This is a genomic window from Vogesella oryzae, assembly GCF_902829295.1.
Lineage (GTDB): Bacteria > Pseudomonadota > Gammaproteobacteria > Burkholderiales > Chromobacteriaceae > Vogesella > Vogesella oryzae.
The window spans coordinates 131,053-152,636 of sequence record NZ_CADEPL010000016.1 but is presented as its reverse complement, the minus strand read 5'-3'; the positions used below and the strand labels follow the sequence as shown (position 1 = coordinate 152,636).

Below are 21,584 nucleotides of genomic sequence, written 5' to 3'. Positions count from 1 at the left end.
TTCGTCATAGCGTTGAAGGCGCATTATGCCAGTAAACACCGCCGTCATCCCAGCAGCCAGAACATTCAGTTACTACCTAGACCGCCAGCTATCCGCCAACCCGGATCAGCTCGCCCTGCTTACCGAACGACTGCAACAGCCGTTCGATCTGGCGGAAATGCAGGCCTTTGCAGACTGGGACAGTCTGGACAGCATGGAAGTGCTACAAAAATTGCTGCGCCAGCTGCGCACCGCCGTGATGGCGCGACTGATTGCCCGCGATGTCGGCGGCGTTGCCAGCCTAGACGAAGTGGTCACTACCATCAGCTTGCTGGCAGATTTCGTCATCAACACCACCCTGCCCATTGCCAAGCGCACCTTGGCGCACTTTGGCGACCCTATCGGTGAAGACAGCGGCGAAGTCCAGGAACTGATAGTTGTCGGCATGGGCAAACTGGGTGGCCATGAACTGAATGTCTCTTCCGACATTGACCTGATTTTCCTGTATCCGGAAGGTGGAGACACCAACGGCAGCCGCAAGCTGGCCAACCATGAATACTTCACCCGGCTCGGCAAGCTGCTGATCGGCGCACTCAATGACATCACTTTTGATGGCCAGGTATTCCGCGTCGACATGCGCCTGCGTCCCTACGGCGACTCCGGTCCATTGGTCATGAGCCTGGCGGCGCTGGAAAACTACCTGCTGACCCAGGGCCGCGAGTGGGAGCGCTACGCCTGGATCAAGGCCAGGGTAATCGCCGGCGACGCCAGCCAGCTGGAGCCACTGACCCGCCCGTTTGTTTACCGCAAGTATCTGGATTACGGCGCCTATGGTGCGATGCGCGACTTGCACGCCCAGATTCGCCGCGAGGTTGCCCGCCGCGACATGGCGGAAAACATCAAGCTAGGGCCTGGCGGCATCCGCGAGGTGGAATTCATCGCCCAGGTGTTCCAGCTGATTCGCGGCGGCCGCGAGCGCCGCCTGCAGCTGAAGAGCACCCGCGACACTTATGCCGTGCTGGCAGAGCTGCGCCTCCTGGAGCCGGACACTGTTGACGAGCTGCTGCAGGCCTACACTTTCCTGCGCAACCTGGAACACCGGCTGCAATACCTCGACGACCAGCAAACCCAGAACCTGCCAACCAGCGACGACAACCGACAGCGCATTGCCCGCAGCATGGGCTTTGCCGACTGGCAAAGCTTCATGGACGAGCTGAACCAGCATCGCCGCAAGGTGGCACGTCACTTCGAACAGGTGTTCTTTTTGCCAACCGAAGGTGCGCCTGCACATCCACTGGAAAGTCTGTGGCGCGATATCAGCGACACCGACATCGACGGCCAGTTGGCCACGCTGGGCTATCAGGATGCGGCCGCGATCCAGTCGCAACTGCGCAGCCTGAAGACCAGCCAGCGCTATCAGCAGTTACCGGATGGCGGACGCAAAAAACTGGATGCGTTGATGGGGCCGCTGATCGAGGTGGCCGCCGGCTTCGAAAACCCGGACACCACCTTGTCGCGCGTCCTGACACTGATTGAAGCCATCAGTCGCCGCTCATCCTATCTATCGTTATTGCAGGAATACCCGCAGACCCTGCAACGACTGGCCTCATTGTGTTCTGCCAGCGCCTGGGTATCCGGCTACCTCACCCGCCACCCCATCCTGCTGGACGAACTGCTCGATGCCCGCGTACTGTACGCCAGCCCCGACTGGCCACAGTTGGCCGCACAGCTCCAGCAGCAACTGGCAGACTGCCAGGGCGACGTCGAAGCCAAGATGGATACCCTGCGCCACTTCCAGCATGCCCAGACCTTCCGCCTGGTAGCTCAGGACCTGGCCGGCATGTGGACGCTGGAGGCGCTGTCCGACGAATTGTCTCGCCTCGCCGACCTGGTGCTGGCAGCCACCTTGCAGCACGCCTGGCTAGACATCCCCAAGCGCCACCGCGAAGTACCGCTGTTCAGCATCATCGGCTACGGCAAGCTCGGCGGCAAAGAGCTGGGTTATGCCTCCGACCTCGACGTGATTTTCCTTTACGACGACGAGCATCCGGACGCCGCGGACCTGTATTCGCGACTGGCGCGCAAGATGACCACCTGGCTTACTAGCACCACTTCTGCTGGCGTGCTGTACGACATCGACTTGCGCCTGCGACCGAACGGCTCCAGTGGCCTGCTGGTCAGCACCACCGAGGCCTTCCGTCATTACCAGCATCATGATGCCTGGTTGTGGGAGCATCAGGCCCTGACTCGCGCCCGTTTTGTTTGTGGCAACACCGAGATCGGCGAGCGCTTCGAGTCCATCCGCGAAGAAGTGCTGTCACTGCCGCGCGAACCGGCAACGTTGGCCGCAGAAGTCATCGCCATGCGCAGCAAGATGCTGGAAACCCACCCGTCACGCGAGGATGACGTCAAACATGCGCGTGGCGGCATTGTCGATGTCGAATTCATCGTGCAATTCCTTATCCTGGCTCATGCCCGTCAGGTACCGGGCTTGCTGGCCAACAGCGGCAATATCGCACTGCTGGCAACGGCAGCCGAAGCCGGCCTGATTTCCCCGGCGCTAGCCAACCAGGCCCGTGATGCCTACCGCACTTATCGCCGACTACAGCATGCCAGCCGGCTCAATGACAGCAGCAAAGTCAGCCATGCCCCGCTGGAGTGCTATCAGCAAGTGCAGGCATTGTGGCAGCAGGTATTCGGCTGTGCCGCAGACTCTCCATGAAAGCCATAACACTTTGCAGGATGGCGACTGTATAATCGCCGCATAATTGAAAACAGGACTAGACGGAGAACCCACCATGTCGATGGCAGATCGCGACGGATACATCTGGTACAACGGCGAACTCGTGGAATGGCGCAACGCCACCACCCACGTACTGACCCATACCCTGCACTACGGCATGGGCGTATTCGAAGGGGTCCGCGCCTACGAAACCGCCAACGGCCCGGCAATTTTCCGTCTGCAAGACCATACCGACCGCCTGTTCCGCTCTGCCAAGATTCTCGGCATGAACCTGCCGTTCAGCAAAGAACAGATCAATCAGGCGCACCTTGATGTGGTGAAGGCCAACAAGCTGAAATCCTGTTATTTCCGTCCGATGGCATTCTACGGCTCCGGCAAGCTGGGCGTAGCACCGAAGCAGGACGACGTGCAGGTGATTGTGGCCGCTTGGCCGTGGGGCGCCTATCTGGGCGAAGAAGGCCTGGAGAATGGCATTCGCGTGAAGACCAGCTCCTTCACCCGCCACCACGTCAACATCACCATGTGCAAGGCCAAGGCCAATGGCAACTACATGAACTCCATTCTGGCCAACAACGAAGCCACCGCCGATGGTTACGACGAAGCATTGCTACTGGACGTGGACGGCTTCGTGGCCGAAGGCTCCGGCGAGAACATCTTTATTGTCCGGAAGGGCAAGCTGTATACCCCGGACCTGACCAGCGCGCTGGAAGGTATCACCCGCGACACCGTGGTACAGATTGCCACCGAAATGGGCCTGCAGATCGTCGAGAAGCGCATCACCCGCGACGAAGTCTACAGTGCCGACGAAGCCTTCTTTACCGGCACCGCTGCCGAGGTAACCCCGATCCGCGAACTGGATCGCCGCAGCATCGGCGAAGGCAAGCGCGGCCCGGTTACCGCCGAGATCCAGAAGCGTTACTTCGATTGCGTAAAAGGGCTCGACAGCAGCAAACAGCAGTGGCTGACCTACGTCGGCTGACCACCACAACCGGCGGCAACCACCGCCGATCATCGACCATACTGAAAGCAAGCTAGCATGGCTGAATTGAAAGAAAACACCGCCCGCGTCATCGAAGTTACCGCCAAGGATCTGCCTTTGCATTGCCCGACGCCAAACCAGATCAAGTGGAACTCTCACCCGCGCGTGTTCCTGCCGATCCTCAAGAACGGCGGAGAGGCTCTGTGCCCGTACTGCGGCACGCTCTATAAATTTACCGGCCCGGTGCCGCATGGCCATCACTAAGCCACGCACTCAATCATCTGATTTAAAGGTGTAGCCTTGCTGCACCTTTTTTGCTTCTGTACATGATCAAGAAAATTCTGGTAATCGGCCCCTCCTGGGTTGGCGATAGCGTAATGGCCCAGCCGCTTTATCGGCGCCTGCACGAACGTCACCCTGGACTGGAGTTGCACGTATTCGCCCCCGCATGGACACTGCCGCTGCTCTCGCGCATGCCGGAGGTGGCCAAGGCACACCTCAACCCCTTTGGCCATGGCCAGTTACGCTTGAAAGAGCGCTGGAAAGTTGCCCGCCAACTGCGTACCGAGCACTTCGACCAGGTTGTGGTGCTTCCTAATTCGCTCAAAGCCGCACTCATCCCATTCCTGAGTGGCATCCCGCTTCGCACCGGCTTTACCGGCGAACTGCGCTATGGCCTGCTTAACGACACCCGAGACCTGGACGAGCAGGAGCTTCCCACCATGGTGGAGCGCTTCTGCGCCTTGGCTGAAGAGTCCGGCATGCCTGTGCTGCGCCCGATCCCGCACCCCAGCCTGTCGTCGAAACTGGAACAGCAACAGGATACCGCCCGCAAGTTAGGCATCGACCTGCAGCAACCACTGATTGCCATGTGTCCTGGTGCCGAATACGGCCCGGCAAAGCGCTGGCCGGCACGACACTTTGCCGAGCTCGCCCGTCGCTACCACGCCGCCGGATATCAGGTCTGCCTGTTCGGCTCCGGCAAAGACAAGGAAATCGGCGAAGAAATCGCCAGCTTGTCACAAGGGGCTGCGGCCAACCTGTGTGGCAAAACCGGCCTGGAAGAAGCCATCGACCTGATCGGCCTTGCCAAGCTTGCCGTTTGCAACGACTCCGGACTGATGCATGTGGCTGCAGCGCTGGATGTGCCACTGGTCGGCATTTACGGCTCGTCCAGCCCTGACTTCACACCGCCGCTGAGCAACAAATCGGTGATCGTGTCGCTAAACATGGACTGCAGCCCATGTTTTGAGCGCAACTGCCCGTACAAGCACACGCTCTGCTTGGAAAACCTTCACCCGGCGCAGGTCTGGCAAGCTGCAGAGAGCATGCTGCAGCAATCGCCGCCACCAGCAACCCAATCGCAAGAATAAGATCATGAAGCGCAACGAACTACCGGCCACCCCGGAAGAAAATAGCCGCCGCATGGAACTGGTTCGCGCCGCCGCCCGGCTGTTCCGCGACCAGGGATACGAGCGCACCACCGTCCGCGACCTTGGCAATGCCGTAGGCTTGCAATCCGGCAGCCTGTTCTATCACTTCCGTACCAAGGAAGAAATCCTGGTTGCCGTCATGGCACTCGGCATTACCGCCACCACCGAACAGCTGGCAGCCACCTTGACCGCAGCCGGCGACACTCGCAGCAAGTTGGCCGCACTGTTTCATGTGCATCTGCATTCGCTACTGGGGGACAACCAGGCGGCACTGGAAGTAATGCTATACGAGTGGCGCAGCGTTTCGGCGGCCGCCAAACCAGGGTTGATCGTACTGCGCGATCGATACGAAGCACTATGGCAACAAGTGCTGGACCAGGCCGCAACCGAGGGGCTAGTCAAACAGGATACCCGATTGCTGCGCCGCACCCTGCTTGGCAGCCTGCACTGGACCGTACAGTGGTACCGTAACGATGGTGAACTTAGTGTGGCCCAACTGGCCGAACGTATGCTGGCACTAGTCATACAGGAAAACTGACTTGCCAACGGCTGCCATATCATCTTGAATGAAGACGTTATAGGGGAGTCCTGCATGCGCAAGAGCAAGCTCCGAAAACCCGTCTGGCTGCTACTTGGTTACCTTAATCTGGCCTTGGGTATACTTGGTGCCGTCACGCCACTACTGCCGACAACAGTATTCATTCTGATGGCAGCCGCCTGTTTCGCCCGCAGCCACCCGAATATGGAGCAGCGGCTGTTACAACACCCTGTTTTTGGCAAGGTCATACGTGACTGGCGCCTATATCGCGGCATGCAACGTCGCACCAAGTTTTTGGCGCAGGGAAGCATGTTGGTTTCCTTCGGGGCAAGTATCGTCTTCAGCAGCCATCTGCCCTATATACAGGCCATTCTGGTTCTGTTATGGCTTGGATTGAGCATATGGATACTTCACTTGCCCACCCTGTCGGCTAACCAGCAGTTTAGATCGACCGTTATGCCGCAATGCACGCTTCGCAAGCTGGACTCCCTGCCTGAGGAACATTGAGATGGATATCAGCAACAACAGCTACAGCAGCGTAAATAACGCTGGCAACAGCCTGCAGCAGCAACGACAGCTGCAAGATCGCCAGCGCCTGCAGGATGAACAGGCAGCCGCAGCAGCAGCGCGACAGGCAAACACCCAGCAGCAAAGTGGCGCTGTTCAAACAGCCCAAGCGGTACGTGAAAGCGAATCGGCCTCAGCCACTCGTAATGGCACCAGCAACCAATCTTCCAGGCAGCTGGAAAATAGCCTGCAAGCGCAATTACTGAACTCCCGAGCTGCACAACTTTCAGACAACACGCCGCCCAGCCAACAAACCAACAACTCCAGTACCACAAGCAACGCAAGCAATGAGACGCAGCCAAACAAGCAAGCCAATACCCAGCAACAACAAAAGCAGGACACTAGCCGAGCCGAGTTGAATGCCTACAGCCAGCAGAATGCTGTTGCCCAGTACCAGAGTAGCCAATCACTCCTGCAGGATGCCGGTAGCAGCAAGCAGGTTCGCACCAGCGCGTAATCAACACACATAACAGGGGGTTAGCATTTTCAGCCGTTGTGCTGCGACGTATGCGGCATCTCCCCCCCCCCGCCCAACACTATAGCAATGAGTGAAGACCATACCTTGCCATTGCAGATGGCGCACATCTGTACCACCCCCCTCTTGTTAGTTCAAAACTATCTCGTCATTAGCAACGCTCAATAAGCTTGCCCCTCACATTATTGCTAAAATAGCGCCATTCACCGACGCACAGGAAAATGAACATGAGCCAAACTCGTCACAGCCCGCTGTTGATCCTGGGTTCCGGCCCGGCTGGCTACACTGCAGCCGTCTATGCCGCACGCGCCAACCTCAAGCCGGTACTGATCACCGGTATGGCACAGGGCGGCCAGCTGATGACCACCACGGACGTGGACAACTGGCCGGCAGATGTCGCCGGCGTGCAAGGCCCAGAATTGATGCAGCGCTTCCAGCAACACGCCGAGCGCTTTGGCACCGAGATGATTTTCGACCATATCCACACCGCCAAGCTGGATGAAAAGCCGTTCCGCCTGATTGGCGACTCCGGCGAGTACACCTGCGATGCGCTGATTATCTCTACCGGTGCCTCTGCCAAATACCTGGGACTGCCCTCCGAACAGGCATTCTCCGGCAAGGGTGTATCCGCTTGCGCCACTTGCGATGGCTTCTTCTACCGCAATCAGGACGTGGCAGTAGTAGGCGGCGGCGACACTGCCGTCGAAGAAGCGCTGTATCTGGCCAACATCGCCAAGCATGTCACCCTGATCCACCGTCGCGACACCTTCCGTGCCGAAAAGATCATGGTCGACAAGCTGAATGCTCGCGTAACAGAAGGCAAGATCACCCTGAAGCTGAATGCCAACCTGGACGAAGTCCTGGGCGATGACAGTGGTGTAACCGGCGCACGCCTGAAGTTCAACGATGGCCACACCGAAGATATCAAGGTAATGGGCGTGTTTATCGCTATCGGCCACAAGCCGAACACCGACATCTTCAAAGGACAGCTGGAGCTGGACGAAACCGGCTACATCGTGACCCGCGGCGGTCGCGAGGGCAACTCCACTGCCACCAGCGTTCCGGGCGTATTTGCTGCCGGCGACGTGCAGGATCACATCTACCGTCAGGCCATTACCAGCGCCGCATCCGGCTGCCAGGCGGCCCTGGACGTCGAGCGCTTCCTGGATCACTAAGCGATCCCCGCGTTGAAGTCGCTCAAGGATCAGCTCAAGCCGATCAAAGCACAGGCAAGGCCCGCAAGGGTCTTGCCTGTTGCCGTTGCGGCCAACCCCGAGCCAGAACCTGACTTCCCGACCTTGATGCGACACGTTCTGCCACTCAAGCCCGACGGTCGCGTGCAACATCCGCTGCCACGTCCCAAGCCACGCCGCTTGCGTCAGCCAGTCACCAGTCAAGGCGAAGCCGAACACAACAATCTGTTCGCCCAAATGCTGGGCTGGTTCGAACCAGCCGAAGTCGAGCATCAACACCGCAGCCCCGGCATGCCCAGCGGCACGCTGCGCAAGCTGCGCGGCGGCCACTGGCCGGTATGCGCCGAACTCGATCTGCATGGCCTGGACCGTTTCGAGGCACACGAACGGCTGGCGCTATTTCTGCACCGCTCCCGCCAAGTCGGCCAGTGCGTGCGCATCATTCATGGCAAAGGCCTGAGCTCTCGCGGCGAACCGGTATTGCCCAAGATGGTCAGAGCCTGGCTCAGCCACCATCCCGACGTACTGGCCTTTTGCGAAACCGCCAGCCACCAGGGTGGAAGCGGCGCCGTACTGGCGTTACTCAAGCGCCCAAAGTGACAAGGAAAACAAACATGGACACCTGCCCGACCTTCACCGCACCCGCCACCAGCGGCCAACAGCTCACCCTGCCCGATGGCCGGTTAACAGTGCTGTACTTCTACCCCAAGGACAACACCCCCGGCTGCACCACGGAAGCACAAGGTTTCCGTGACCAGCATGCCGCTTTTGTTGCCGCCGGCGCTCGCATCGTTGGCGTGTCACGCGACAGCCTCAAATCGCATGAGAATTTCAAAGCCAAGTTCGAATTGCCATTTGAATTGATCAGCGATCCGGAGGAAACTGTATGTAATCTGTTTGCTGTCATGAAGCTGAAAAACATGTACGGCAAACAGGTAAGAGGGATTGAACGCAGCACCTTCGTGATTGACGGTGCTGGCAACATCCTTCGCCAATGGCGCGGCTTGAAAGTGCCGGGCCATGTTGAAGAAGTGCTTGCGTTCGTGAACACGCTTTAAGCGGGGCGCACATGGGGTGGGCCCTGCCAGCCAAGGGGGCCCTATCATGGCAAGCCGCAAGAAAAGCAAGAACATCAAACTTTTCGTTCTCGACACCAACGTATTGCTGCATGACCCCACCTGCCTGTTCCGCTTCGAGGAACACGACATTTTCATCCCCATCATCACGCTGGAAGAACTGGACACCCATAAAAAGGGCATGTCTGAAGTAGCCCGCAATGCCCGCCAGGCCAGCCGCTTCCTTGATGAGATTGTCAGTCAGGCCGGTGCAGACATCACCGATGGCATCGAACTGAAAAATGCCAGCCGCGAAGCTGCCACCGGCCGGTTACTACTGCAAACCCAGGCCATCCACGCCACCTTGCCGGCCTCAATGCCGGTAGGCAAGGCGGACAACCAGATTCTTGGCATCGTGATGGCGCTCAAGCAACTGGAGCCGTCGCGCAATGTGATTCTGGTGTCCAAAGACATCAACATGCGCATCAAAGCGCGCGCGTTGGCGCTGGAAGCAGAGGATTACTTCAACGACAAGGTGCTGGAAGATTCCGACTTGCTGTACACCGGCATGCGCGAGATCGACCAGGGCTTCTGGGATCGCAATGGCAAGGATCTCAAGTCCTGGCAGGAGCATGGCCGCACCTACTACCAGCTGAAAGGCCCGGACGTACCCAGCCTGATCCTCAACCAGTTGTTGTGGCAGCAGGGCGAGCAGCTGCTGCAGTGCCGCGTTATCCAGCTGGATGGCAAGACCGCGGTACTGGAAACGCTGCGCGACTACAGCCACCAGAAGAACAACGTGTGGGGCATTACCGCGCGCAATCGCGAGCAGAATTTTGCCCTCAACCTGCTGATGAATCCGGAGGTAGACTTCATCACCCTGCTCGGTCAGGCGGGCACCGGCAAAACCCTGCTGACGTTGGCCGCAGGTCTGGCAATGACGCTGGAGCAAAAGATATACAGCGAGATCATCATGACCCGCGTCACCGTGCCGGTGGGTGAAGACATCGGCTTCCTGCCGGGCACCGAGGAAGAAAAAATGCTGCCCTGGATGGGCGCACTGGAAGACAACCTCGACGTCCTCAACAAAACCGAAGAGGACAGCGGCGATTGGGGCCGCGCCGCCACCCGTGACCTGATCCGCAGTCGTATCAAGGTCAAGTCCCTCAACTTCATGCGCGGGCGCACCTTCCTCAACAAGTACCTGATCATCGACGAGGCACAGAACCTCACTCCCAAGCAGATGAAGACATTGATCACCCGCGCCGGCCCCGGCACCAAGGTGGTTTGTCTCGGCAACATCAGCCAGATCGACACACCGTACCTGACCGAAGGCAGCTCGGGCCTGACCTATGTGGTTGACCGCTTCAAGGGCTGGGACCACTCCGGGCACATCACCCTGCAGCGCGGCGAGCGTTCGCGACTGGCCGATTACGCGGCAGAAGTGTTGTGAGCCGGGTGGCACTGGAACTACTGCACGCCAGCAACAGCGGCGAGGCCCGTGCGGCCCCGCCGCTGTTGTTCATCCATGGCGCCTACAGCGCGGCCAACTGCTGGCAGCAGCAGTTTCTGCCCTGGTTCAGCCAGCAAGGCTACGATTGCTGGGCACTGAGCCTGCGTGGCCACGGCAACAGCCCGGGACGCGACAAGTTGCACGATTACGGCATTGCCGACTACGTCGACGATGTCGCCTGGGCCTGCGACCAACTACCCCGCCAGCCGGTATTGCTCGGGCACTCGATGGGAGGCTTTGTCATCCAGCAGTATCTGCGCCAGCACCCCGCACCGGCCGCAGTGCTGCTAGCCAGCGTGCCACCTGGAGGACTGGCTCTCCCCACCTGGCGCCTTGGCCTGACTGCACCGGACATCCTGCTGGGGCTAAACCTGTTTCAGCAGGGCAAGTATCACCCCACGGCGGACGAAGTCCGCCGCATGCTGTTGTCTGCCGACGTTGAGCAGGCTACGGCGGAATGGCTCGCGCAACACTGCCAGGTAGAAAGCCAGCGCGCCATTCTGGACATGACGCTGACCACAGCCCTTTTTGCCCGCCGCCTGCCTTGTCCGGTGTTGTCGCTGGTTGGCCGCAACGATCTACTGGTCAGTCCGATGGAAGCGCGCTCCGGCGGCCAACTGCTCGGCATCGACACCGTCGTACTGCCGGACATGGGGCACATGCTGATGCTGGACCGCCGCTGGTTACAGGCCGCGCAAGCCGTAGACGACTGGCTTTGCCAGCAATTTCTCGCGCCAGCTCCTGGCTGACAAACAACTTGCCGCGTACAACAAGGCTTGCTAGTGTGGCGGCCATTTCTCATGCCGTACGGCAAATTCATTCCAGGAGTAGCAATGGCGGGTAGTAGCCTTTTCATGCTGATCGACGACATCGCCAGCCTGCTTGACGATGTGGCCGCCATGACCAAAGTCGCGGCAAAGAAAACTGCCGGCGTGCTGGGGGACGATCTGGCGCTGAACGCACAGCAGGTTACCGGCATCCGTGCCGAGCGCGAACTCCCCGTAGTCTGGGCGGTAGCGGTTGGTTCATTGCGCAACAAGTCCATCCTGGTACCACTCGCCCTGGCCATCGGGGCATTTCTACCCTGGCTGATCACCCCCTTGCTGATGATTGGCGGCGCCTTCCTCTGCTTTGAAGGGGCAGAAAAACTGGTCCATAAATATCTGCACGCATCCGATGAAGCACAGGAGCACGACGAACGGCTGCAGGCACTCCAGAACCCGGAAATGGATATGGTGACCTTTGAGCGTGACCGCATCAAAAGCGCCATTACCACCGACTTCATTCTCTCGGCGGAAATTATCGCTATTGCCCTTGGAACCGTGGCGGCAGAACCATTTGTCAGCCAGCTGGCCGTACTGACCGGCATTGCCGTCTTGATGACAGCTGGCGTGTACGGTCTGGTTGCCGCCATCGTCAAACTGGACGATGTAGGCCTCTATCTGGCGCAAAAACCTCAGACAAGTAGCCAGGTAATTGGCCGCCTGCTACTGAATGCGGCACCGCCCTTGATGCGTTTCCTGTCGGTAGCCGGTACGGTAGCAGTATTTCTGGTCGGCGGCGGCATTCTGGCCCACGGCCTGCCAGTGGTTTACCACGCCATAGAAGGCTTTGCCGCCGGCAACGCCAGCCACCTTCCCGGCGGCATCACCTCGGGGCTGCTCAACGGTCTGCTCGGCCTGCTGGCAGGCTTGCTGCTAGTGTTGCTGCACACGCTGGCTTCGCGTTTCCGCACTGCTCGCAACTAGGCTGCAGGCAATAAACAAACCCGGGCATGCCCGGGTTTGTTTATTGCGGCCAACAGATCAATCGTCATCATCCGCCAGCCATGATGGCTGTCGCTTCTCCAGAAACGCCCTTACCCCTTCTAGCTGCTCCGCACCGCCCATCAGCTCCAGAAAAGCAGCCTTTTCTAGCAGCAACTGCCTGTCCAGCGTGCTTTGCGGACTACCATCAATCAGGCGCCGCGCGGCCAGCACGGCCGAACGCGATTGCCGCGACACTTTGCCGGCCAGGCTTACCGCCATGATCTTGGCCAGCCCGGCATCCACCACCTCTTCCACCACCCCGATACGCAGTGCCAGGTCGGCATCCACAGTTTCGCCCCCCAGTATGATGCGCTTTGCCCACGCCACTCCGACGCGATCGGCCAAGGCCTTGGTCCCGCCGGCACACGGAATCAGCCCCACTGATGCTTCCGGTAAACCGAGCCGAGCACCACGTTCGGCCACGATATAGTCACAGGCCAGCGCACACTCCAGCCCTCCGCCCAGTGCATAGCCATTAACGGCCGCCACTGTAACGCCATGAAAATGCCGGATGCTGTTGAACGCCAGCGCAAAGGCATCTGCAACCTGTGCGGCCAACGTCTCGTCACCAGCGGCGAACTGTTGCAGATCGGCGCCGGCAGAAAAGAATTTCTCGCCGGCCCCAGTCAGCACTACCGCATTTACTTGCTGCTCGCTCCCCAGCAGCTCCATCGCGGAGGCCAGTGCTTGCAAGGATTCCAGCGTCCAGGCATTGGCCGGCGGATTGTCGATTGTCACAATCGCCGAGTGGCCAAGATGCTCGATCACGATCTGTTTGTTCATTCGTTATTGCTCCCATCCTTGCTGCCCGGCCAGGCCTGACATAGCCAGAAGACGATCACCGTAAATTTTGCGACAGCAGCTTCCTGCCCCCTGCCGGCTTGATGACAAGGTTAACTACTAATAACGATGGACTATCCCACTGTTTTTTCAAGCCATTACCCGGAAATAAAGCCTAAGCCGCCGCTAAGCCGTTAACATATTTTCCAGCCAGCCTGTTGCCAAAATTTCCACCCTCGGCACGACTGTTACAATGCCGCTTTTCCCCGTCACGCCTTCATCATGCTCGAGATCAGTCTGCTTTCACTTTTTCTTACCGGCTTGCTGGGAGGCGTGCATTGTCTGGGCATGTGTGGCGGCATCGTGGCCGCCATTTCGGTGACCAGCCAGGGCCGCAAGCCACTGCTCTTGCTGGGCTATAACCTGGGACGGCTGGCGAGTTATGTTGCCATCGGCGCGCTGCTCGGCGGGCTGGCGCAATGGGGCATCGCACAGGCCAACTTCCGGCCGCTACAGCTCGGCCTATTTGCTGCGGCCAACGTGCTGCTGATTCTGCTGGGCCTGTATCTTGCGGGCCTCTCCAGCGCGGTGACGCAGATCGAAAAACTGGGGCAGCCGCTTTGGCACAAGCTGCAACCGCTCACGCGCCGGCTATTGCCGTTACGCCACGGCTGGCAAAGCTTACTGGTCGGCGCGGTGTGGGGCTGGGTACCTTGCGGCCTGGTCTACACGGCCAGTCTCTCCGCACTGGCCAGCCAGAGCGTAGCCAGTGGCGCGCTGGTGATGCTGAGCTTCGGCCTCGGCACGCTGCCCAACCTGCTGCTGATGGGGGCTTTTGCCAGCAAACTGGCACAGTGGAAACAGCAACGGCCAGTCCGTCTGATTGCCGGTCTGGCCGTTGCCGCCATGGGTGCATGGCACTTGCTACAACTATTTAGCGCATCGCACTGAGCAGGGTCTCGACGTTACTGCGGAACAGTTGCAGATAGTTGCCCGCCTTGCCATCGCTGGACAAGGCATCCGCATACAGCTTGCCGCCCACCTTCACCCCGGCCTCATTGCTCAACTGCTGCAGCAGACGCTTGTCAGCCATGTTCTCGAAGAACACCGCCTTCACCTGCTCCTTCTTTACTTGCTGGATCAGACGTGCCACCGCCTTCGCCGAAGCCTCCGCTTCGGTGCTGATGCCTTGCGGCGCCATGAAACGGATCTGGTAACGGGCTGCCAGGTAGCCAAATGCCTCGTGTGAGGTCAGCACCTTACGCTTGGCCAGCGGCACGGCGGCAAATTGCTGGGCAGCCCAACCGTCGAGCGCCTTGAGCTTGGCCTTGTAGGCATCCGCACGCTGGTGAAAGTAGCCGGCACCAGCCGGATCGGCCTTGCTCAAACCATCAGCAATGGCATCAACATACAGCATGACGTTTTGCGGGTTATGCCAGGCATGCGGGTCGATACTGCCATGATCATGACCATCACCCTCGTGATGCCCCTCCTCTGCCGCAGCCAACGGTTTTACCTTGGCGCCAGCCGTCACAGTCAGTCCCTTGAAACTGGCCGCCCGCGACATGCGCGGCATCCAGCCTTCAAACCCCAAACCGCTGACCACGAAGACCTTGGCAGCGGCCAGCTTCTTCACATCTGCCGGCGCCGGCTGAAAGACATGCGCATCCTGATCCGGCCCGACCAGTGATTGCACCTCGACCTGGTCACCACCGATTTCGCGGGTGATATCGGCCACGATGCTAAAGCTGGCCACTACCGGCACCTTGGCAACGGCGAACAACGGCGACAGCAGCAGTGCCATCGCAAAAAACTTGCGCATTGAAAACTCCTAATTGGTCAGGTGGCGGGAACGGAACAGCCGTGGCAACAGGCCGCCGCGCGGCGCCAGCAGCATCGACAACAAATAGGCGACACCAGCCAGCAAAATAATGGCAGGGCCGGATGGCAACTCGGCATGGTAAGACAGCAACAAGCCACCGACGGCCGACAGGCTGGCGATCAGCAATGCCACCAGCAGCATGCCACCCACCGAGGCCGCCCACAGTCTGGCCGCGATAGCCGGCAGCATCATCAACCCTACCGACATCAGGGTGCCCAGCGCCTGGAAGCCGGCCACCAGATTCATCACCACCAGCAGCAGGAACAGCAGGTGCCACACGCCGCCTCGAGCGCCGATGGCACGCATGAATACCGGATCGAGACTTTCCAGCAGCAGTGGCCGGTAGATTGCCGCCAGCACCAGCAAAGTGATGCTGGCAACGCTTGCCACCAGCAACAGCGCGGCATCGTCCACGGCCAGCACCGAGCCAAACAGCAGGTGCATCAAGTCGACATTGCTGCCGCTCTTCGACACCAGCAGCACGCCCAGCGCCAGCGACAGCAGATAAAAGCCGGCAAAGTTGGCGTCTTCCTTCACCTCGGTATAGCGGGTAGCCAGACCGGCCAGCAGCGCCACCAGTACCCCGGCAACAAAGCCGCCGGCGCTCATCGCCGGCAGGCTGAGACCCGCCAGCAGATAGCCCACCGCGGCGCCCGGCAATACCGCATGGCTCATAGCGTCACCCATCAGACTCATGCGCCGCATCACCAGTAGCAAGCCCACCGGCGCGCTACCCAGCACCAGCGCAAGGCAACCCACCAGCGCCCGGCGCATGAAGGCAAAATCGGCAAACGGCGACACCAGCATTTCATGCAACGTCATGAGCGAACTCCCTGGCCATCCACGGCACACACAGGCGCATTGGCCTGCCAGTGGGCGGCGGTTTCGGTAGCACGTTTCAGATTGTCATCGGTCAGCACGGTATCGGTCGCCCCCCAGGCCACCACCTCGCGCGCCATCAGCAGGGTTTGCGGGAAAAACGCCCGCACCTGCTCGTAATCATGCAGTACCGCAATCACCGTACGCCCCTCCTCCTGCCAGCGGCGCACCAGCGCCAGCAGATCGAAGGTGGTACGTGCGTCCACCGCATTAAAGGGTTCATCCAGCAGGATCAGTCGGGCGTCCTGCACCAGGATGCGGGCGAACAGCACGCGCTGGAACTGGCCGCTGGACAGTGCCGACACCGGATGCAGCGCGAAGTCTTCCAGCCCGACGGTCACCAGTGCATTCCAGCTGGCATCATCCAGCTGGCGGCCAACATTGCCGAACAGGCCGCTGCGCCGCCAGTGACCGCTGCTGACCAGATCGATTACCGACACCGGCAGGCTGCGATCGATTTCGGATTGCTGCGGCAGGTACGCAATGTCTTTGCGGCTGATGGCGTCAAACTGCACTTCGCCGCTATCCGGCCGAATGGCACCCATGATGGTTTTCAGCAGCGTGCTCTTGCCGGCACCGTTGGGGCCGAAAATGGCGGTCGCCTGGCCCGGAGCAAAGCGGCCGCTCACATGGTGAACGGCCGGATGGCGCTGGTAGGAAACCGTAAGGTTATGTAACGAGATCAACTTTCCCCTCCCAAGGCCCACAGCACCATTGCCCACAACAGCAGCAGCAGGCCGGAAGCCAGCAGCAGGCGCTGCCCGGCTGACATGGCCAGCAAACGCCAGCGCGGCAGATGGCTGTCATCGCCGGCGCCATGCGGATGCGGGTGGGAGTGGGCATGCTCGTGTTCATGCTCGTGATGGTGGTGATGTTGTGTCATATCAGCTCTGTGACCACGGTTCGATGCAGGCTCGTAGCGCGGCCTCGATCGCGGCGGCATCCAGCCCGCTGGCAATCAGCTCGAAGCGGTTATCACGGCGCCATGCCACCTGGTTGGCCGCCCAGCGCCCCTCGGTCCAGTTCAGCCACAGCCAGGAATCCATCACCTGGAACACCCCCTTGGCGCGCACCAGGCCATCCACCCGCTGCGGCAAGGTGTCGAAGAAATCGGTTAACGCCTCGCCGGAGAATGTCGTTCCGGCCGGAAAGGTCCAGCCCTGCGACTGCCAGCCCGGCGCATCGTCCTTGCGCACGGCGGGGCGATATTGCGGCTTTGGCGCCAGCGCGGCATCCAGCCACTGCGTGCTGGCCGCACCGTGGTGGATTTCCGCCACCAGCGACTTGGGCGGGAACAGACCGGTGGCCTTGTCGCGGTAGGCGGCCAACGTTTCGGCGTCGGCAAGGTCACTCTTGGTCGCCAGCAGCACATCAGCCACCATGACCTGATCGCGGTACAGCGGCTGGCGGAAGTAGTCGTTATTGACGAACTGGCGCGGGTCGACCAGCGTCAGCACGGCGCCAACCTCCAGCGCATTGCCCAGCGGCTCGGTACGCAGTTCGTCAATCAGCCCGGCAGCATGCGCCAGACCACTGGCCTCGATGATCAGCCGATCCGGCCGTTCACGACGCAGCAGGTTGGCAACGGTCACCGTCATCTGCGGGCCGGCCACGCAACACAGGCAGCCGCCGGCGATCTCGGCCACCGGCAACTCGCCGTCGTCCAGCACCGCGCCATCGATGCCGATCTCGCCGAACTCGTTGACGATAATCGCCCACTTTTCCTCGCGCGGACGGTGGCTGATCAGGTGGCGGAGTGCGGTGGTCTTGCCCACCCCCAGAAAGCCGGTCAGTACATTGACGCGGGTTTTTTTCATGCTTGGCATCCTTGGCAATGTCCCGTCAGCAGCAGGTTCTGTGGCGCGATGGCGAACCCTTCGCCCCCCGCCTGTTCGCGCAACAGCGCCAGCATCGGGGTGGCGTCCAGCTCCTGCACCCGCCCGCACTGGCTGCACACCAGAATCAGCCCTTCGTGATTACAGCCCACATGGCGACACACGATGTAACCATTCAGCGCATCCACCTTGTGCAACAAACCGCTCGCGACCAGAAAATCGAGGGCACGATAGACGGTTGGCGGCGCGGCAATGCCCCGCTGCCGCTGCAAATCAGCCAGCACCTGGTAGGCCTTGACCACCCCGTCATAGCCCAGCACCAGCTCCAGCACTTGACGGCGCAAGCTGGTGAGCTTTGCCCCTTGTTGCTGGCAATGCCGGTCGGCGGCATTGAGGAAACACGCTGCATCCATGATTGACGGACACTTCAAATAAGAAACAGCCAAGAATGTTACGGTATAACAGAACGTTTAACAAGCGTTAACCAAGCTGCCGGCATAACTGTTGCCTGGCTATGCTAAGCTGCCGCCAACATTTGCCTGCCATTCCGCCCAGACCCACGCCATGAAGAAACTCCTGCCAATCGCCCTGTGCTGTGCCTTCCTATCTCACGCCTTTGCCGCCGATCCGATCAAGTCTCGCCAGCAGGTATTCGAGCAATACAAGCAAACCGTTGGCAGCATGGGCAAGATGGTCAATGGCGACACGGCATTTGATAAGGAGATGTTTGCCAAGTTGGCCGCACACATGGACGAGCTGGCACAACAGCCATGGCAGTATTTCACCCCGGGCAGCGACAAAGGCAAGACCGAAGCCCGCCCGGAAATCTGGTCCAAGCCGGCCGAATTCAAGGACGCTACCGACAAGCACAAAGCGGCCGTTGCCAAGCTGAAAACTGCCGCAGCCAGCGCCGGCAGCGTCGACGATGTAAAAGCGCCATTCGGCGCCATGCAACAGACGTGCAAAGCCTGCCACAACCAGTTCCGCGCTGACTGAAACAACAGACGGTTACGCCAGCGTGGTCCGGTTTGCTTTAGCTTGGAAACTTATCACTTTCGCGCAGTCAAAAAGCGCTTTCAGCCTCTCACGACCATCATGAAAAAATTAAGCACTGCCTTGCTGCTGGCCCTGCTGTGTAGCACCGCCTTTGCCGGCCCCGGCGAAGATCGCCAGAAAAGCTTCAAGAAAGTTTTGCTCAGCTTTGAACCGATTGGCGTCATGCTGCGCGACGGCCCTTTCCGCAAGGACCAGTTCATCAAGCATGCGGATGATCTAAAGGCTGCTGCCGCGGTGCCATTTACCCTCTTCAAGCCGAACAGCATCGATGATGTCAGCCGCGCCAAGCCGGAAATCTGGAGCCAGCCGGCCAAATTCAAAGCCGAGCAGGATAAATTCCTGGCCGCGGTCAGTGCCCTGCAAGCCGGGGCGCGTAGTGACGACCTGGCAACCGTGCGCATCAAGTACGCAGCTGTTACACAGAGCTGCAAAAGTTGCCACGACAGCTTCCGCGGCCCTAAACGCTAAGCCAACAGCGGCAAACAAAAAGGCATGCTCTCCAGCATGCCTTTTTTGCTTTCTTGTTTCGCCATCACACCCAGGACAGACCGCCCAACACCAAGCCGGCCACGGCGAACAGCAGCAACACAGCAAACCAGGAAGATGCGAACCGCGGCTCGGCAACTGGTGTTGCCACTTTTTTGTGCCCCACCAGCATCGGCTTGACCAAATTCTCGCGATGCAAAACCCGATACACAATGATTGCCGTCACATGCACCCCGACCAGCCCAAGCAATACATTGAACCATAAGCCATGCCACTCGGTGACCTGTTCGGCCAAGCCGCCGTCCAGCAGTTTGGCCAGCGGCCCATCAAAAGTATAACTGTCGACATCGGCGGCAAAGAGCCCCAGCCCCAACTGCAGCAGCAGTGCGGCCAACATTGCAAGTACCATCAAGGCACCCAGCGGATTGTGGCCGAGACCATCATGCTCACCGCGCAGATAAGCCCGGATTGCCGCCGGTCCGCGCACAAAACTGCCGAAGCGCGATGTCTGACTACCCAGCACACCCCACAGCAAACGGAACAGCGCCAGCACCAGCAAAGTCACGCCGCTACGGATATGCCATTGCAGCTGCCCGCTCTCGGCACTCCACCACATCACGCCAAACAATATCACCAGCGACCAGTGAAATAGCCGCGTCGGCAGATCCCAGACCTTCACCCGATAATTCATCTATCGCCCCATCGCACAACCAAACCGCATCATTTTACCCGCGCCACTTGGGCTGCCGACAGCAATGCATTAACGAATGTTGCAAGGCAAAAGCCGGGGCAGCCAAATGGCAAAATCGGCTAGAATAGCCCCTTTGTCGCCAGCGCCCATCAGGGCCAGCACCGCACCAACCCCAGGAGAGTTTTCAAGATGCACCAGTCCGCCCTTATCCAGGATCTGCAAGCCCGTGGCCTGATCGCGCAACAAACAGACGCGGCAGCCCTCGACGAACTGCTGACCAAGGAGAGCGTGACCCTGTATTGCGGCTTCGACCCGACCGCAGACAGTTTGCATATCGGCAGCCTGGTGCCCATCCTCATGCTGCGCCGATTCCAGCTGGCCGGCCATCGCCCGGTCGCCCTGGTTGGCGGCGCCACCGGCATGATCGGCGACCCTAGCTTCAAGGCCACCGAACGCAAACTCAATACGCCGGACGTGATTGCCGGCTGGGTAGACAAGATTCGCGCCCAGGTGTCGCCCTTCCTGTCGTTCGAAGGTGAAAACGCCGCCCAGATGGCCAACAACTACGACTGGTTTGGCGGCATGGGGGCACTGGAATTCCTGCGCGATATCGGCAAGCATTTCTCGGTCAACCAGATGATCAAGAAAGAAGCGGTACAACAGCGTATCAGCCGTGAAGACCAAGGCATCAGCTACACCGAATTCAGTTACAGCCTGCTGCAAGGCTATGACTTTGCGGAACTGAACAAGCGCAACGGCTGCAAGTTGCAGATCGGCGGCTCTGCCCAGTGGGGCAACATCACCGCCGGCACCGACCTGACCCGCCGCCTGAACCAACAACAGGTGTTTGGCCTGACCATGCCTCTGGTTACCAAAGCCGATGGCACCAAGTTCGGCAAGACCGAATCCGGCACCATCTGGCTGGATGCCAAGAAGACCTCGCCGTACGCCTTCTACCAGTTCTGGTTGAATACCGCAGACGCCGACGTCTACAAGTTCCTGCGCTACTTCTCGTTCCTGTCCGTGGCCGACATTGCCGCGATTGAGGAAAACGACAAGGCCAGCGGCAGCAAACCGGAAGCTCAGCGCATCCTGGCCGAGCAGGTTACCGCGCTGGTACATGGCCAGGAAGCCGTTGCCGCGGCACAGCGCATCAGTGCAAGCCTGTTCTCAGGCAGTGTGACCGACCTTACCGAGTCCGACCTGGCACAACTGGCGCAAGACGGCATGCCCAGCATCCAATTGCCGCGCGCACAAAGCGGCCTGATCGACACTTTGGTTGCCGGCGGACTCGCCAAGTCGAAATCGGAAGCGCGCACCTTCATCCAGAGCGGAGCCGTCAGCATCAACGGCAACAAAGCCGACAGTCTGGAACACCAGATTGCCGATGGCGAGCGCCTGTTTGGCCAGTACAGCCTACTCAAGCGCGGCAAGAAAAATCACACCCTGATTTGCTGGCAATAATATCGGTCAGACCCACGTTAGCCGCGACTCCACAAGGCAAGCCACCCGGCTTGCCTTTTTTCTTTGCCAGTCGAAATGCATCGTCACAACCCGTCGCCAGACCCTTTGCGCCCGCATTGGTGACTCGCATACAACACCAGGCCTTACCGTCCGAAAAGCCACTATTCAATTTGTCGGCACGCAGCTATAACCCGTAATGACATAGGCAACAATGCATTAAAAGCACAT

The 21,584-nt window shown here is 59.7% G+C and carries 25 protein-coding genes; 17 read left to right on the top strand and 8 right to left on the bottom strand.

The features are described 5' to 3' along the window. The first annotated feature begins 25 nt into the window (after positions 1–25). The 13 genes from glnE to HU218_RS06430 all read left to right on the top strand — a co-directional run bounded on the left by glnE (position 26) and on the right by HU218_RS06430 (position 12,223). On the top strand, positions 26–2,701 hold the full coding sequence (gene glnE / locus HU218_RS06490) for a bifunctional [glutamate--ammonia ligase]-adenylyl-L-tyrosine phosphorylase/[glutamate--ammonia-ligase] adenylyltransferase (RefSeq protein WP_174874122.1): 2,676 nt from the start codon (positions 26–28) through the stop codon (positions 2,699–2,701). Positions 2,702–2,777: 76 nt separating this feature from the next. Continuing rightward, positions 2,778–3,701: a branched-chain amino acid transaminase gene (locus HU218_RS06485; protein WP_174874121.1), complete on the top strand. Its 924-nt coding sequence runs from the start codon at positions 2,778–2,780 to the stop codon at positions 3,699–3,701. A 57-nt stretch (positions 3,702–3,758) separates the two neighbouring features. Then, positions 3,759–3,965, top strand: coding sequence for a zinc-finger domain-containing protein (locus HU218_RS06480; protein ID WP_174874120.1), 207 nt, complete (start codon positions 3,759–3,761; stop codon positions 3,963–3,965). Between the two features lie 62 nt (positions 3,966–4,027). Then, positions 4,028–5,074 (top strand): lipopolysaccharide heptosyltransferase II, encoded by a 1,047-nt coding sequence (gene waaF, locus HU218_RS06475; protein WP_174874119.1) that lies wholly within the window; start codon positions 4,028–4,030, stop codon positions 5,072–5,074. A 4-nt stretch (positions 5,075–5,078) separates the two neighbouring features. Further along, positions 5,079–5,672 (top strand): TetR/AcrR family transcriptional regulator, encoded by a 594-nt coding sequence (locus tag HU218_RS06470; protein ID WP_174874118.1) that lies wholly within the window; start codon positions 5,079–5,081, stop codon positions 5,670–5,672. Positions 5,673–5,726: 54 nt separating this feature from the next. Further along, positions 5,727–6,179, top strand: a complete 453-nt coding sequence (locus HU218_RS06465; RefSeq protein WP_174874117.1) for a YbaN family protein — start codon at positions 5,727–5,729, stop codon at positions 6,177–6,179. A 1-nt stretch (position 6,180) separates the two neighbouring features. Beyond that, positions 6,181–6,696: a hypothetical protein gene (locus HU218_RS06460; RefSeq protein WP_174874116.1), complete on the top strand. Its 516-nt coding sequence runs from the start codon at positions 6,181–6,183 to the stop codon at positions 6,694–6,696. Positions 6,697–6,941: 245 nt separating this feature from the next. Beyond that, complete coding sequence (trxB, locus tag HU218_RS06455; RefSeq protein WP_174874115.1) at positions 6,942–7,889, top strand: thioredoxin-disulfide reductase; 948 nt, start codon at positions 6,942–6,944, stop codon at positions 7,887–7,889. A gap of 12 nt (positions 7,890–7,901) precedes the next feature. After that, positions 7,902–8,507, top strand: a complete 606-nt coding sequence (locus HU218_RS06450) for a Smr/MutS family protein (protein ID WP_174874114.1) — start codon at positions 7,902–7,904, stop codon at positions 8,505–8,507. Positions 8,508–8,521: 14 nt separating this feature from the next. Beyond that, positions 8,522–8,965 (top strand): peroxiredoxin, encoded by a 444-nt coding sequence (locus HU218_RS06445; protein WP_174874113.1) that lies wholly within the window; start codon positions 8,522–8,524, stop codon positions 8,963–8,965. Between the two features lie 46 nt (positions 8,966–9,011). Beyond that, positions 9,012–10,415, top strand: coding sequence for a PhoH family protein (locus tag HU218_RS06440; RefSeq protein WP_174874112.1), 1,404 nt, complete (start codon positions 9,012–9,014; stop codon positions 10,413–10,415). Then, the gene (locus HU218_RS06435; RefSeq protein WP_174874111.1) at positions 10,412–11,224 is read left to right on the top strand and encodes an alpha/beta hydrolase; all 813 of its coding nucleotides are present in this window, start codon (positions 10,412–10,414) and stop codon (positions 11,222–11,224) included. The genes HU218_RS06440 and HU218_RS06435 overlap by 4 nt, the downstream gene beginning before the upstream one ends. A gap of 84 nt (positions 11,225–11,308) precedes the next feature. Further along, complete coding sequence (locus HU218_RS06430; RefSeq protein ID WP_174874110.1) at positions 11,309–12,223, top strand: DUF808 domain-containing protein; 915 nt, start codon at positions 11,309–11,311, stop codon at positions 12,221–12,223. Between the two features lie 57 nt (positions 12,224–12,280). On the opposite strand, the gene HU218_RS06425 is transcribed toward HU218_RS06430, so the two are convergent. Beyond that, positions 12,281–13,066: an enoyl-CoA hydratase gene (locus HU218_RS06425; protein WP_174874109.1), complete on the bottom strand. Its 786-nt coding sequence runs from the start codon at positions 13,064–13,066 to the stop codon at positions 12,281–12,283. A 279-nt stretch (positions 13,067–13,345) separates the two neighbouring features. Here HU218_RS06425 and HU218_RS06420 point away from each other — a divergent pair, with 279 nt between their 5' ends. Then, positions 13,346–14,014 carry a sulfite exporter TauE/SafE family protein gene (locus HU218_RS06420; protein ID WP_174874108.1) on the top strand — a complete coding sequence of 223 codons (669 nt, stop codon included), beginning with the start codon at positions 13,346–13,348 and terminating at the stop codon, positions 14,012–14,014. Here the strand turns inward: HU218_RS06420 and HU218_RS06415 are convergent. From HU218_RS06415 to HU218_RS06390, 6 genes are read right to left on the bottom strand one after another with little or no spacing between them, the layout of a single operon-like run. Continuing rightward, a complete protein-coding gene (locus tag HU218_RS06415) occupies positions 13,998–14,885 on the bottom strand; it encodes a metal ABC transporter substrate-binding protein (RefSeq protein ID WP_174874107.1) in 888 nt (295 codons plus the stop codon). The genes HU218_RS06420 and HU218_RS06415 overlap by 17 nt on opposite strands. A gap of 9 nt (positions 14,886–14,894) precedes the next feature. After that, positions 14,895–15,767: a metal ABC transporter permease gene (locus tag HU218_RS06410; protein WP_174874106.1), complete on the bottom strand. Its 873-nt coding sequence runs from the start codon at positions 15,765–15,767 to the stop codon at positions 14,895–14,897. Then, positions 15,764–16,510, bottom strand: coding sequence for a metal ABC transporter ATP-binding protein (locus HU218_RS06405; protein ID WP_174874105.1), 747 nt, complete (start codon positions 16,508–16,510; stop codon positions 15,764–15,766). Before HU218_RS06405 ends, HU218_RS06410 begins: the two co-directional genes overlap by 4 nt. Continuing rightward, positions 16,507–16,707: a hypothetical protein gene (locus HU218_RS06400; RefSeq protein WP_174874104.1), complete on the bottom strand. Its 201-nt coding sequence runs from the start codon at positions 16,705–16,707 to the stop codon at positions 16,507–16,509. The genes HU218_RS06405 and HU218_RS06400 overlap by 4 nt, the downstream gene beginning before the upstream one ends. A 1-nt stretch (position 16,708) precedes the next feature. After that, positions 16,709–17,650, bottom strand: a complete 942-nt coding sequence (locus HU218_RS06395; protein WP_174874103.1) for a CobW family GTP-binding protein — start codon at positions 17,648–17,650, stop codon at positions 16,709–16,711. Next, entirely contained in the window at positions 17,638–18,072 is a 435-nt protein-coding gene (locus HU218_RS06390) for a Fur family transcriptional regulator (protein ID WP_174874102.1), read from the bottom strand. Before HU218_RS06390 ends, HU218_RS06395 begins: the two co-directional genes overlap by 13 nt. A 151-nt stretch (positions 18,073–18,223) precedes the next feature. Here HU218_RS06390 and HU218_RS06385 point away from each other — a divergent pair, with 151 nt between their 5' ends. Further along, a complete protein-coding gene (locus HU218_RS06385) occupies positions 18,224–18,655 on the top strand; it encodes a c-type cytochrome (protein WP_174874101.1) in 432 nt (143 codons plus the stop codon). A gap of 42 nt (positions 18,656–18,697) precedes the next feature. After that, entirely contained in the window at positions 18,698–19,183 is a 486-nt protein-coding gene (locus HU218_RS06380) for a c-type cytochrome (RefSeq protein WP_246210757.1), read from the top strand. Positions 19,184–19,247: 64 nt separating this feature from the next. On the opposite strand, the gene HU218_RS06375 is transcribed toward HU218_RS06380, so the two are convergent. After that, a complete protein-coding gene (locus tag HU218_RS06375; protein ID WP_174874100.1) occupies positions 19,248–19,892 on the bottom strand; it encodes a cytochrome b/b6 domain-containing protein in 645 nt (214 codons plus the stop codon). 189 nt (positions 19,893–20,081) lie between these two features. Here HU218_RS06375 and tyrS point away from each other — a divergent pair, with 189 nt between their 5' ends. After that, on the top strand, positions 20,082–21,356 hold the full coding sequence (gene tyrS / locus HU218_RS06370) for a tyrosine--tRNA ligase (protein ID WP_174874099.1): 1,275 nt from the start codon (positions 20,082–20,084) through the stop codon (positions 21,354–21,356). Positions 21,357–21,584: the final 228 nt, after the last annotated feature.

Coding starts and splice junctions, on each gene's coding strand:
- glnE (WP_174874122.1), top strand. CDS start 26: ATGCCAGTAAACACCGCCGTCATCCCAGCAGCCAGAACATTCAGTTAC.
- HU218_RS06485 (WP_174874121.1), top strand. CDS start 2,778: ATGTCGATGGCAGATCGCGACGGATACATCTGGTACAACGGCGAACTC.
- HU218_RS06480 (WP_174874120.1), top strand. CDS start 3,759: ATGGCTGAATTGAAAGAAAACACCGCCCGCGTCATCGAAGTTACCGCC.
- waaF (WP_174874119.1), top strand. CDS start 4,028: ATGATCAAGAAAATTCTGGTAATCGGCCCCTCCTGGGTTGGCGATAGC.
- HU218_RS06470 (WP_174874118.1), top strand. CDS start 5,079: ATGAAGCGCAACGAACTACCGGCCACCCCGGAAGAAAATAGCCGCCGC.
- HU218_RS06465 (WP_174874117.1), top strand. CDS start 5,727: ATGCGCAAGAGCAAGCTCCGAAAACCCGTCTGGCTGCTACTTGGTTAC.
- HU218_RS06460 (WP_174874116.1), top strand. CDS start 6,181: ATGGATATCAGCAACAACAGCTACAGCAGCGTAAATAACGCTGGCAAC.
- trxB (WP_174874115.1), top strand. CDS start 6,942: ATGAGCCAAACTCGTCACAGCCCGCTGTTGATCCTGGGTTCCGGCCCG.
- HU218_RS06445 (WP_174874113.1), top strand. CDS start 8,522: ATGGACACCTGCCCGACCTTCACCGCACCCGCCACCAGCGGCCAACAG.
- HU218_RS06440 (WP_174874112.1), top strand. CDS start 9,012: ATGGCAAGCCGCAAGAAAAGCAAGAACATCAAACTTTTCGTTCTCGAC.
- HU218_RS06430 (WP_174874110.1), top strand. CDS start 11,309: ATGGCGGGTAGTAGCCTTTTCATGCTGATCGACGACATCGCCAGCCTG.
- HU218_RS06425 (WP_174874109.1), bottom strand. CDS start 13,066: ATGAACAAACAGATCGTGATCGAGCATCTTGGCCACTCGGCGATTGTG.
- HU218_RS06420 (WP_174874108.1), top strand. CDS start 13,346: ATGCTCGAGATCAGTCTGCTTTCACTTTTTCTTACCGGCTTGCTGGGA.
- HU218_RS06415 (WP_174874107.1), bottom strand. CDS start 14,885: ATGCGCAAGTTTTTTGCGATGGCACTGCTGCTGTCGCCGTTGTTCGCC.
- HU218_RS06410 (WP_174874106.1), bottom strand. CDS start 15,767: ATGACGTTGCATGAAATGCTGGTGTCGCCGTTTGCCGATTTTGCCTTC.
- HU218_RS06400 (WP_174874104.1), bottom strand. CDS start 16,707: ATGACACAACATCACCACCATCACGAGCATGAACACGAGCATGCCCAC.
- HU218_RS06395 (WP_174874103.1), bottom strand. CDS start 17,650: ATGCCAAGCATGAAAAAAACCCGCGTCAATGTACTGACCGGCTTTCTG.
- HU218_RS06390 (WP_174874102.1), bottom strand. CDS start 18,072: ATGGATGCAGCGTGTTTCCTCAATGCCGCCGACCGGCATTGCCAGCAA.
- HU218_RS06385 (WP_174874101.1), top strand. CDS start 18,224: ATGAAGAAACTCCTGCCAATCGCCCTGTGCTGTGCCTTCCTATCTCAC.
- HU218_RS06375 (WP_174874100.1), bottom strand. CDS start 19,892: ATGAATTATCGGGTGAAGGTCTGGGATCTGCCGACGCGGCTATTTCAC.
- tyrS (WP_174874099.1), top strand. CDS start 20,082: ATGCACCAGTCCGCCCTTATCCAGGATCTGCAAGCCCGTGGCCTGATC.